Raw genomic sequence first — 10987 nt, 5'->3', positions numbered from 1 at the left:
GGGGGGGGGGGACCACGGGGGTCGGGGCCGGTCGCGCGGCCGGGCCGTACGCCGCGACGCGAGCGCACACCTTCGGCTGCCGGGGCACCGCGCGGGGCGAGATGTCCGGAGGTTCGGTGATGAAGACGACCGGTAGGCCACGATTGCACGAGATCGGCATGTCGCCGGGCACGCAGACGCGGCTGAAGCACGTCCTGCACGAGCACGGCCTGCGCAACGGAAACACACTGTCCCTGCACCATGACCGAGGTTCGGAGCACGGACCGCGGGACTTCGCCGCCAACCCGGCTACCTCCGATCCGCCGTACGTCCTGCGCCTGGCGGTCGAGTGGGGTGTCACCGGGATCGTGATGCGGGTCGGTCTCGCGCAGAAGTCGTGGGAGGACGCGGGGGCAGGACCGGTCCCTGCGATTCGTCGAGCGGCTCCGCGCGATCCTCGCCACGTACTCCGACGGCACGACCTGATGCGTCCGACGCCGAAGCCGGCCCGGCCCGGTTGTGGGGCGTCGCTCCCCACAGCGACATGACCAGGGCGCGACCCAGGCGTCGGTGGGGGCCGTGGCTCGCGTGGCCGTTGGTGGTGGCCGCGCTCGTGGCGCTCGAGTTCCTGCTGCTCGGCGACCGGATCACGGCGGACGTCGCGCTCGTGCTGGCCGCGCCCGGGGATCCGGCACGGGTGGAGGCTCCCGTCGCCGCGCCGCTGCCGAGCCTTCCCGAGGTCCCGGTGCCGGCCGTCGGCGGGCCGGTGCGCGCGGTCGATCTGCGCAGTCTTCCGGGGTGCACGAGTGGTGGGCGGTGTCTGGTCCGGGTCCAGGTCCTCGTCGACGCCGGGAGCACGGGGACGGTGTCGTGGGTCGTGCAGGCGCACGATCTCTGCACCGGACAGGTGCAGACGGTCGGCACGGGCACCGCGGCTCTGCCCACGGGTGCGGACCGCATCGACGCCGTGATCGCGGTGTCGGTGCCCGCAGCCGCCGCGACGGCGTTGACGGCGTCGACGACAGCGCCCGCGCCTGCGGCGGGGCCCCCGCTGCGGGTGTCAGCCGCCGAGCGTTGTGGTTCCTGATCGAGCACTCGGGGGGTGTGGCCTTGCAGGGGTTGCGGGGGAGCCGTACGCGGTCGTGGGGCAACCGGCGGGTGTCGGCGTGGGCGTCCGAGCGACGGCGGCGCCGGGTGCCGCGGTGGCGGCTGCCGGGGGAACCGACGTTCGACGTGCTGGCGATCCTCGCCGCCGGTGTGCTGGTCGTCATCGGCCTCGCGAACCTGGCGGCCGTCGGGGGCGTCGGGACCGCCGTGAGGCAGGGTGGCATCGCCGCGGCCGGGTTCGCGCTCCTGCTCGCGTCCCGCCGGGTGCGCGTCCGCGTGCTCGGGGTGCTCGCGGTGCTCAGCTACACCGTCGCCGTGGTGATGCTCGCCGCTGTCCCGCTGCTCGGGAACCGGACGAAGGGCGCGACCCGGTGGCTCGACGCGGGCGCGTTCACCTTCCAGCCGTCGGAGCTGGCGAAGCTGGGCCTGCTCCTGCTGGTCGCGGCCCTGCTGGCCTCCGCCCGGCCCGCCTGGCAACGGTTCGCAGGGTCTCTCGTCGTGGCGGCGGTCCCGATCGTGCTGACGGTCCTGCAGCCGGATCTGAGCACGACCGCACTGCTCGTGGTCGTCGTCGTCGCGCTCATGGTGATCGGGCGGGTGCCCGCCCGGTTCCTCCTGCCGGTCGCGGCCGCTGCCGCAGTGGCGGCCCCGCTCGCCGTCGGGCTGTTGCGGCCGTACCAGGTCCAGCGTCTCGGCAGCTTCCTGGCCGGCTCGTCCCAGGCGGCCGGGGGCGCCGGCTGGGCCGCGTCGCAGGCCCGCATCGCGGTGGCCTCCGGCGGGTGGTTCGGGCGTGCGGGTCATCCCCTCACCGATGTTCTCGAGCGCTACCTGCCCGAGCGTTCCTCGGACCTCGCGCCGGCGAGCCTGGTCGAGCAGTTCGGGTGGGTTGCGGGCCTCGCGGTCCTCGTCGCGGCGCTCGTCCTGGTCTGGCGGCTCGCGACGGCGGCGCGCGGAGCCCGCACGAGCCACGGTGCGCTCGTCGCGGGCGGGCTCGCGGTCCTGATCGGTGCCGAGGTCGTGGTGTCCGTCGGGGGCAACCTCGGCCTGCTGCCGCTCGCCGGTGTTCCGTTTCCCCTGGTCAGCAACGGCGGAACGGCGATGGTGGTGCATCTCGCCGCCATCGGCACCGTCCTGGGGGTGCGCCGGGACGGGGCGCGGCGCGCGTTGTGGGCCGCGCCCGGGCGGCTGCGCCCCCGACTCGTGCAGAGCTCCGCGCTGGTGCTCACCGGGGTCCTCGTGACCTTCGCCGTTGCGGGTGGGCAGGTCCAGGCGCAGCAGCGGCCGTCACTGGTGGCCGCGGGCCAGGAGCAGATGGTGCGCTGCCTGCGGGTCGCCGCGCCCCGCGGCGAGATCACGGCTCGCGACGGCACGGTCCTGGCGCAGGATTCCGCGGCGACCGATACGGGCTCCGCAGCCGTCGGTGTGGTCCCCGCGCTCGTGACGCCCGCGGAGCTCGAACTGGTCGCCGACGTCACGGGCCGTCCGCTCGACCAGCTGCGCGCGGCGGTCGCCGCGGCACCGGGGACGACGCTCGACCTCGAGGTCGGCACGGCTCCCGCCGGTCGAGCAGGGGTGCTGCGCGGGTCGCCGGACGTGATCGTGACGGACGAGGCGCGCCGCAGCTACCCGACGGGAGAACTCCTCGCGCCGGTGCTCGGCTTCGTCGGCGTCGCCACGGCCGAGCAGACGGCCCGGGATCCGTCTCTGGCACCAGGGACGGTGGTGGGCCGTCTCGGTCTGGAGGCGACCTACGACGCCGTGCTGCGGGGTGTCGACGGCCGGCGTTGCTGGTACGTGACCCCGGCCGGCGTGCCGGTGGCCCCGGGCCCGCAACTGCCTGCGGTCCCCGGCGCCGACCTGCGAACCGCCCTGGATATGCCGCTGCAGCGGCGGCTCACCGACTCGCTGCAGGTGTCGCTCGCGGGCCAGCCGGACCCCCGCGCCGTCGGGGCGGCCGTGGCGATGGATCCGCGGGACGGCCAGGTCCTCGCCATGGCGAGCCTCCCGTCGTACGACGACAACATCTACGGCCCGCCGGTGGACGCGTCCGCGCTCGCCGCCCTCGACGCACGCCCCGGCAGCCCCGGCCTGAACCACGTCACCCAGGTCGCCGTGCCACCGGGCTCCACGTTCAAACTCGTGGTGGGCGCGGCCGACATGGTGACGGGCACCATCCCACCCATGCAGGTCGTCCCGACCGGGGCGAGCTACACCCTGGGCGGCCACACCTTCGCCAACTGGCGTCCGATGGGCCCGATGAACCTGCCACAGGCCATCGGCTGGTCGAACGACGTGTACTTCTACCAGCTGGCGGCCCGGATGGGTCCGGGTCCGATCATCGACACCGCCCGCGCCCTGGGCGTCGGCGAGCCGACCGGGATCGACCTCCCCGGCGAGGCGGCGGGCTACCTCGGCAGTCCGGACACCGGGGAGCCGTGGTACGGCGGTACCACCGTCATCCTCGGTATCGGCCAGGGCCCGTTGCAGGTCACGCCCCTGCAGAACGCCCGCTGGACGGCGGCGGTCAGCACCGGTCTGCTGGTCACGCCGCACCTCGGACTGACCGTCGTCACCCCGGGCGGTGCGACGACGGCGGTGCCGGTGTCGCCGGCACGGCCGCTACCGTTCGCCGCCACGCTCGGGCCGGTGCGCGACGGCATGCGTGCCGCCGTGCGGTCCGGCACCGCCGGATGGCTCGCCCCGCTGCCGGTGGACTCGGGGGCCAAGACCGGCACGGCCCAGGACGGAAGCCTGCGGGCCGGCAGCTACGACAACTGGACGACCGTGGCCGCGCCGCTGGACGCCCCGACGGTGGTGGTGACGAGCCTGGTCCAGGGTCCGGGGCAGGGTGCCAACAGTGCGGGCCGGATCGTGGTGGACGGTCTGAGCGGGTACCTGGCGGCGCCGCCACCCTGACGCGAACCGCGTCGCCGGCAGCTGCCGGGCCTGCGGTGGCGGGCCAGATACAGCTGCGCGCGGCGCGGCCCGTCGGAGCGTCAGCGCGGGCCGAGCATCGCGAGTTCGAACAGGCGCTCGACGTCCTGTCCGGCATCGATGGCGCAGCCGAGCACGACGGCCGCGGCGACGGCCAGGAGGACCACCGCGGACCGGCGGAACCGGGGCGGGGGGTCGAGCAGCGCGGCCACGCGTGCACTGACGGCGGAGGTCCCGTAGCCGAGTGCGAGACCGCGGCTGAGCCCGATCTCGGTCGGTGACTGCCGGAGGACTGCGAGCCCCGCCTTCGCCAAGGCTCGCGCGGCGAGGCGGCGCTCGCCGACGACCTCGGCGGCGTGCTCGTCGGCGGCGCGTTCGAGGAGGTAGTCGACGGTCGCCGGGAGGCGTGACAACAGCGGGTTGACCGCCGCGGAGAACTGAGCGGTGAGCAGCCACCAGTGGTCGTGGCCGAGCAGGTGAGCGCGTTCGTGGGCGAACAGGGCGCGCCGCTCGTCGGGGTCCAAGGCCCTCAGCATGCCGCTGGTGACCACGACGTGGCCCGCACCGACGCTGCCGCCCCCGCGGGACCGCCGCTGGACGAGGCGCCGGCGTCCGGGGTCGGTGGTCCGTGGACCGGTGGGCCGTGGCCGACTCGACGACGTGAGCAGGCGTCGGAAGAAGACCGGGACGGTGAACGCCGGCAGTGCGAATGCCGGCAGTGCGAACGCCGGCAGTGCGAACGCCGGCAGTGCGAATGCCGGCAGTGCGAAGGCCTCGACGGCGTCGTCGGGCAGGACGATCAGGTCGCCGCGAGCGGCCGGAGCGAGACTCCGAGCGAGTGCGCAGCTGCGCAGCAACGCACGCGTGCGGCGCACCGTGGTGATCGCGACGAGTACGGTCAGTGACAGCAGGATTGCGATCGCGGCAAAGGCCACGGCCGGGTCGACGGGATCGACGCTGTGCAACACGCTGACCGACCACTCCCCGTAGCGGGCGACGGTCGGGATCTGCCCCAGGAGGGTCCAGCCCAGCAGGCCGAGGGCCCAGACCCAGCAGCTCGCGCTGACCAGTCCGGCGCAGACCAGCAGGCGCGCACCCGCGCGGGGCGTCCACAGCCGTGACAGCGGCCGGATCGCGACGCCGAACAGCAGCGCAGCGAGGACCGGCACGTACACGTCGAGTCGCATGAGGCGCTCCTGGATCAGGGCGAGGAGCTCCGGCGCCGCCGGGGGCGCGCGGTCTCAGGGGCCGGGTCGTGCGAGACCGATGAGGGCTGTGCCGAGCCGCCGGACTCACGCGGTGTCGACTCGGTCCGGCGCAGCAACTCCCCGAGTACGGCCTCGTCCTCGCCGCCGAGCTCGGCGACGAACCGGCGCAGTACTGCGGTCCGGTCGCTTCCGCGGTCGAGCAGGCCTCGCATCTGTCGTGCGGTCAGACCGTTCTGGTCGAGCACCGGACGGTAGGCGTGCGCACGACCGGCACGCTCACGCTCGACGGCCCCCTTCGCATGCAGCCGGGTGAGGATCGTCTGCACGGTGTTGTAGGCGAGCCCCGGACCCAGTGCGTCCTGCACCTGGGCCGGCACCAGCGCGGTGTCGGCGGCCCAGAGCACCGCCAGCACCTCGTTCTCCAGCTCGCCGGCCGGCCGGCGCGGCCCCGCCACCCGAGCGGACCGGGCGCGCCCCTCGGTGTCGTCGTCGATGACGTCTCCGTCCGGTTCGCGTCGTCCCACAGAACTACAGTAACGTAGGAGATGGCTCCTACAGTCACGTAGGAGAAGCTGTGGGATTGGGGGGTCTCGGTGGTGCGGGAATGACGTGGACGGACGCACTGTCCGCCACCGAGGTGGGACAGGCCGCGGGGGCTGCCGTCGGGGCGGCAGTCGTTCCCCTCCCGGTGCCTCAGGTACCCGCCGGCGCGTTCGGGTTGCCGGGCTCGGTGAACATCGAGTGGTTCGAGGAGATCAACCGCTGGGCGGCACACACCGGATGGGCGGCGCCGGCGGTGTCCGGGGTCGCCTCCTACGGCGTCGCCGTGTTCGTCGCGTTGCTCCTGGCGAACCTGTGGCTGGCGAGGCGCACCGCCCGGATCGACGGACTGGTGGCGGCCCTCTGGGCTCCGCTCGGTGTGCTGCTGGCGGTCGGGGTCAACCAGTTGCTCGTCGCGGCCGCACACGAGCCGCGCCCGTACACCGTGCTGTCGCAGCTCACCGTGCTCACGGCACGCTCGACGGACTACTCCTTCCCGTCCGACCACGCGGTCATGGCCGGAGCCACCGCCACGGGCATCTGGCTGCGGGCGGACCGCACGGTCGGTGCGCGGTGGCTGCGCTGGGTGAGCGTCGTGGCGGCGTTGAGCATGGCGTTCGCGCGCGTGTTCGTCGGGGCGCACTGGCCCGGGGACGTCGCCGCAGGGCTGGTCGTCGGAGCCGCCGTCAGCGTGCTCGGCTACCTTTGCGTGCGCCGCCTGCTGTTCGCCATGGTGTCGCTGGCCGCCGGCACGCCCGCCCGGCGCCTGCTCGGGGTGGTCCCGCCGGTCTCGCACCCCTCGGCGGCAGGAGCCGGGCCCGCACCTGACGGCGCGCCCGGACCGGTGCCGGATCAGAACCGCAGCTCCGCCGAACCCGAGGCGCGGCGCGGGGATGTCGGGGGGTCGCCCTGGACTTCTCACCACGGCCCCGGCTCGTGACGGTCCGATCATGAGCGATCCGATGCTGCCCGGCGTGTTCGGCGATCTCGCCCCGTTCCTGGACTCCTACGGCTACCTCGCGGTGGCGGCGCTGCTGTTCGTGGAGGACTTCGGCGTCCCCGCCCCGGGCGAGACGATCCTGATCGCGGCGGCCGTGTACGCCGGTGCCGGCCGGCTCAACCTGGCCGCGGTCGTCGCGGTCGGCGTGGTCGCGGCAACGGCCGGCGACAACGTCGGCTTCGCGATCGGGCACTTCGGGGGCCGCGCCCTGGTGCTCAGGTTCGGACGCCACGTCGGCATCACCGATGCGCGCCTCGACCGCGCCGAGCGGTTCTTCAGCCGCCACGGCGGAAAGGTCGTCGTCGCGGCCCGCTTCGTGGAAGGGCTTCGCCAGATCAACGGCGTCGTCGCGGGCCTGGCCAACATGCCGTGGCGGCGGTTCCTGGTGTTCAACCTCCTCGGAGCCGCCCTCTGGGTGGGAACCTGGGCGAGCATCGGCTACCTCGCCGGCGACCATCTCGGCACCATCTACGCGCAGTTCCACCGCTACGAGCGCTACGTGCTCGCCGCACTCGCCCTGGTGGTCGCCGTGCTCGTGACCCGCCGCATCCGCGCCACGGCTCGGACGTCGGCGCGCCGCGCGATGGTGCTCACCGCGACGTTGCTGGCCGCGTTCTTCGCCGCCCTGGCCGTCGCGGTAGGGACGCACTGGGCGCCGCTGATCGCGATCGATACGTCGATGGTGACAGCCGGGCATGCTGCGCTGCTCGCTCATCCCGGCGTGGCCGCGGCGGCGCGTGTGGTGACCGACCTCGGCAGCCCCGTCGCGGTCGATGTCGTGACCGTTGTCGTCTGTGTGGTGCTCGCCGTCCGCGGCCGGTGGGTCCCCGTGGTGGCCCTCGCCGTTGCCAGGCTCGGTGAGCTGGGTAGCGAGACCCTCGTCAAGCACCTGCTGGCGCGTGCCCGGCCCAGCCTCGAGCCCGCCCTGACCACCGCGAGCGGGTTCAGCTTCCCGTCCGGCCACGCCGGTGGCACAGCAGCGGTCTACGGCGCGATCGCCCTCCTCGCCCTCGGTCGGCCGCACTCTCCCCCGAGGGGAGCCCGAGGACGCGGCTCGCCCGGGAAGCGGATCGGAACGTGGGCCGTGGTGATCGCGGTCGTCGCGACGACCGCGGTGGCGTCGTCACGAGTACTCCTGGGCGTGCACTACCCGAGCGACGTCGTCGCGGGCGTCATCCTCGGGCTCGCCTGGGCCCTCCTGGCCTGCGCGGTCGCAGCGCCACTGACCGCTGCGCTCACGGAAGGTGGCCGCAGGCTCCGCAGAGCTCGAGCCGGCACGAACGACAGCGGTCCCACACTCTCGCGGTCCTCGTTCGTGGTCGGGCCCTGGTGGGCCGATGAGACGGAACATCGGCAGCGGGTGCGCGGGGCGATCAGGTCGGACCAGCGTGCGGCGGCGCATCCGTGCCCCGCTGCGGTCGGGTGACGGGGATCGAACGCGATGTCGGTGGTGCGGTCGCAGGTCCCGTCCGGAGACGACGCGCGTCGCGGTGACACCGGTCGTGAACGGGTGCTCGTCATCTCCGCGAGTGTGGGCGCCGGGCATGACGGCGCCGCGGCGGAGCTGACCGCTCGGCTGCAGCGTGCCGGGGTGGGCGTCGACCGGCGCGACTTCCTCGACGCACTTCCCCGGTGGGTCGGGTTCGTGTTGCGGCAGGGCTACCCGATCAGCGTCGGTAGGGCGCCCGGGTTCTTCGAGTGGTTGTTCAGGCGGCTGGAGCGTCCCGGATGGGTGCAGGCAGTGGCACTGGCCGTGTGCGGCTGGGCCGGGTTCCGGGTTCGGCGCTGGACGGCCCACGGCTACGGCGTCGTCGTCTCCACGTACCCGATGGCCAGCCAGACCCTGGGCCGGCTCAAGGCGGCCGGCCGACTCGACGCGGCTGTGGTCACCTTTCTGACCGACCCGGCGGTGCACCGACTGTGGGTGCATCCGGCGGTGGACCATCACCTCACGGTGACCGAGGCGACGGCTAACCTCGGCCTGCGGCTCTACGGCACCCCCATGCGCCACGTCGGCGCCCTGGTGGGACGGGCGTTCTCCGGCCCCTGTCCTTCGGTGCGCCGACGTCAGGTCCGAGCCGAGCTCGGGCTGTCCGCCGACGGGCCGGTCGCTCTGGTCTCGGCCGGGTCACTGGGCATCGGTGACGTGCCGGAGATCGTCAGGGCACTGCGCAGCCCCGGCAGCGACGTCGAGGTCGTCGTGTTGTGCGGACGGAACGCCCGACTCCGCCGATCACTGCGCGGCCGGCCGGGCGTCGTGGCGCTGGGCTGGCGGACGGACGTCGCCGAGATCATGGGCTCGGCCGACGTACTGGTTCACAACGCCGGCGGCCTCGCGGTGACCGAGGCGCTCACGATGGGGTTGCCCACGGTGACGTTCCGCCCGATCCCCGGCCACGGCCGGGCCAACGCCGGGGTGCTCGAGGCCGCCGGTCTTGCGGCGTGGCCACGCGACGGCGCGAGCCTGCTCGCCGAGGTCCGGACCCGGATCGGCCGGTCCGGGGATCGACGCGCCGTCCACGCCGGCTTCGACGCCGCCGCCGTGATCATCGATCTGCTGGCACTACGTGTCCGGGCGGAAGTGCCGACCGAGTGTGCCGAGCCGGCAGCCCAGCGCCTCGACCTCGGATGCGATCAGGTCCAGGGCGCCGACCGTGCCGCGCCACGTCCCGCTCGCTTCGGCGGTGACGTCGGAGTCGTGAAGCAGGATCGTGCCGCCGGGTCGTAACTGGCGAGCGACCGTGTCGGCCACCCGGCGCGCACTGATGCCGCTCGTCCAGTCCCTACCCCACGCGGTCCAGAGCACCGGTGTCAGGCCGACGTCATGAGCGCCCGACAGCGAACTCGTCGTCAGCACGCCGTACGGGGGACGGAACCAGCGCGGCGGCTCGCCGCCCACCGCGCCGATGATCTCCACGGCCGAGCGGATGTCGCGCCGCACCGCGGCCGGCGAACGGAACAGGTGGTTGCGATGGAGGTCGCCGTGGACGGCGAGCTCATGACCCGCGTCGCGCACCGCCGCGGCGACCTCGGGAAAACGTCGTACCTGCGCCGACAGGAAGAAGAACGTCGCCGTCACATCGAGCCGCGCCAGAGCCTCCAACACCGCGGGGGTCCCCTTCGGATGCGGCCCGTCGTCGAAGGTCAACGCGACGTGCCCGCGGTCGCCGCGGCCCGCCAGTCGCGGGAAACCGACCGTGCGGAGCAGCCGTGACCTCGTCATCGCGGGCGACGCCCAGGCGGCGGTCGCGGCCAGCGGCGCCGCGGCCAGCCCGATGGCTGCGGTTCGATGTGACACACGGCAAGCCTGCCGCACCCGGCACGAGCTCATCCATGCGGAGGACCTGATGGTGGCGTCCGCGCTCATCGCGCTGCTCGCCGCCGCCGCTTTCGGCGTCGGAGCGGTACTGCAGCACCACGGCGCGAACCTCGTGGCGCGCCGGTTCCCGTTGCACCCTGCGCTGGTCCGGGACCTGCTCCGGCAGCCGTGGTGGCTGCTGGGCGCCGTCGTCGACCTGGTCGGCGTCGGCCTGCATCTGCTCGCCCTGTCGGTCGGTCCGCTCACGGTGGTCCAACCCGTGCTGGTCCTGAGCCTCGTCGTGGGCCTGCTGCTGCAGCCGCTGTTCGGTCGGCCCGTTCGTCGTGGTCAACTTGTGTCGGCCTCGGTCACCGTCGTCGGCCTGGCCGCGTTCCTCGTGACGTTGCCGCGCGATCCGACGTCACCGACGGGCACGCACTGGGCGTCCGGGGTGGTCGCAACGCTCGTGCTCGTCGCCCTCGCGTACGGCCTGACGCGGTGGCCACCGGCCCGCGCGGCGGGCCTCGGCACGATCGCGGGCGCGGTTCTCTCGCTGTCGGCCGCGCTGGCCAAGGCGTGGCTGCCCCTGCTCGCCGCGGGCGCTCTCGGGGTACTGGGGAGAACGTGGCAGCTGTGGGCGGGCTGCGCGCTGGGTCTGGCGGGTGTGTTGATCACCCAGGTCGCCTTCCAGGCCGGCGCGCTCGGGCCCTCCCTCGCCGCCTTGACCGTCTCCCAGCCCGCGGTCGGGGTCCTGCTCGGCGCTCTCGTCCTCGACGAGGCGGTGCTCTCCGGACCGACCGGGGTGGTCCAGGCGGTGGGCCTCGCCGGAGCCCTGACGGGGGTCGCCCTGCTCGTCATGCAGACGAGCAGCGAGGCAGGCCCGTCGGACGGCCCCGGACCGTGACCGACGCCAGGGGGTGA

Annotated in this window: 9 protein-coding genes and 1 pseudogene; 7 read left to right on the top strand and 3 right to left on the bottom strand. The window is 73.9% G+C overall.

Features of this window, described 5'->3' with window-relative positions:
* The first annotated feature begins 523 nt into the window (after positions 1–523).
* Positions 524–1066, top strand: a complete 543-nt coding sequence (locus PSD17_RS07190) for a hypothetical protein (protein ID WP_339122205.1) — start codon at positions 524–526, stop codon at positions 1064–1066.
* Positions 1067–1173: 107 nt separating this feature from the next.
* On the top strand, positions 1174–4002 hold the full coding sequence (locus tag PSD17_RS07185) for an FtsW/RodA/SpoVE family cell cycle protein (RefSeq protein WP_339122204.1): 2829 nt from the start codon (positions 1174–1176) through the stop codon (positions 4000–4002).
* A gap of 80 nt (positions 4003–4082) precedes the next feature.
* Here PSD17_RS07185 and PSD17_RS35320 read toward each other — a convergent pair whose 3' ends face one another.
* Positions 4083–4571 (bottom strand): M48 family metalloprotease, encoded by a 489-nt coding sequence (locus PSD17_RS35320; RefSeq protein WP_379653114.1) that lies wholly within the window; start codon positions 4569–4571, stop codon positions 4083–4085.
* On the opposite strand from PSD17_RS35320, the gene PSD17_RS35315 reads away from it, so the two are divergent.
* Positions 4555–5010 (top strand): hypothetical protein, encoded by a 456-nt coding sequence (locus PSD17_RS35315; RefSeq protein WP_379653113.1) that lies wholly within the window; start codon positions 4555–4557, stop codon positions 5008–5010. The two genes, PSD17_RS35320 and PSD17_RS35315, sit on opposite strands and share 17 nt — an antisense overlap.
* Before the next feature lie 211 nt (positions 5011–5221).
* On the opposite strand, the gene PSD17_RS07175 is transcribed toward PSD17_RS35315, so the two are convergent.
* A complete protein-coding gene (locus PSD17_RS07175) occupies positions 5222–5752 on the bottom strand; it encodes a BlaI/MecI/CopY family transcriptional regulator (protein ID WP_013676920.1) in 531 nt (176 codons plus the stop codon).
* An 80-nt stretch (positions 5753–5832) separates the two neighbouring features.
* On the opposite strand from PSD17_RS07175, the gene PSD17_RS07170 reads away from it, so the two are divergent.
* From PSD17_RS07170 to PSD17_RS07160, 3 genes are read left to right on the top strand one after another with little or no spacing between them, the layout of a single operon-like run.
* Positions 5833–6708 (top strand): phosphatase PAP2 family protein, encoded by an 876-nt coding sequence (locus PSD17_RS07170; RefSeq protein WP_339122202.1) that lies wholly within the window; start codon positions 5833–5835, stop codon positions 6706–6708.
* Between the two features lie 10 nt (positions 6709–6718).
* On the top strand, positions 6719–8194 hold the full coding sequence (locus PSD17_RS07165) for a bifunctional DedA family/phosphatase PAP2 family protein (protein ID WP_339122201.1): 1476 nt from the start codon (positions 6719–6721) through the stop codon (positions 8192–8194).
* A gap of 15 nt (positions 8195–8209) precedes the next feature.
* The gene (locus PSD17_RS07160; protein ID WP_339122200.1) at positions 8210–9496 is read left to right on the top strand and encodes an MGDG synthase family glycosyltransferase; all 1287 of its coding nucleotides are present in this window, start codon (positions 8210–8212) and stop codon (positions 9494–9496) included.
* Between the two features lie 90 nt (positions 9497–9586).
* Here the strand turns inward: PSD17_RS07160 and PSD17_RS07155 are convergent.
* Positions 9587–9991, bottom strand: a pseudogene (locus PSD17_RS07155) (polysaccharide deacetylase family protein); the annotation flags it as partial.
* A 124-nt stretch (positions 9992–10115) separates the two neighbouring features.
* Here PSD17_RS07155 and PSD17_RS07150 point away from each other — a divergent pair.
* Entirely contained in the window at positions 10116–10970 is an 855-nt protein-coding gene (locus PSD17_RS07150; RefSeq protein ID WP_339122199.1) for a DMT family transporter, read from the top strand.
* Positions 10971–10987 lie beyond the last annotated feature (17 nt).

It is taken from the genome of Pseudonocardia sp. D17 (assembly GCF_036984265.1).
In the GTDB taxonomy this organism is placed as follows: Bacteria; Actinomycetota; Actinomycetes; order Mycobacteriales; family Pseudonocardiaceae; genus Pseudonocardia; species Pseudonocardia benzenivorans.
This window is presented reverse-complemented; position numbering and strand designations above follow the sequence as displayed.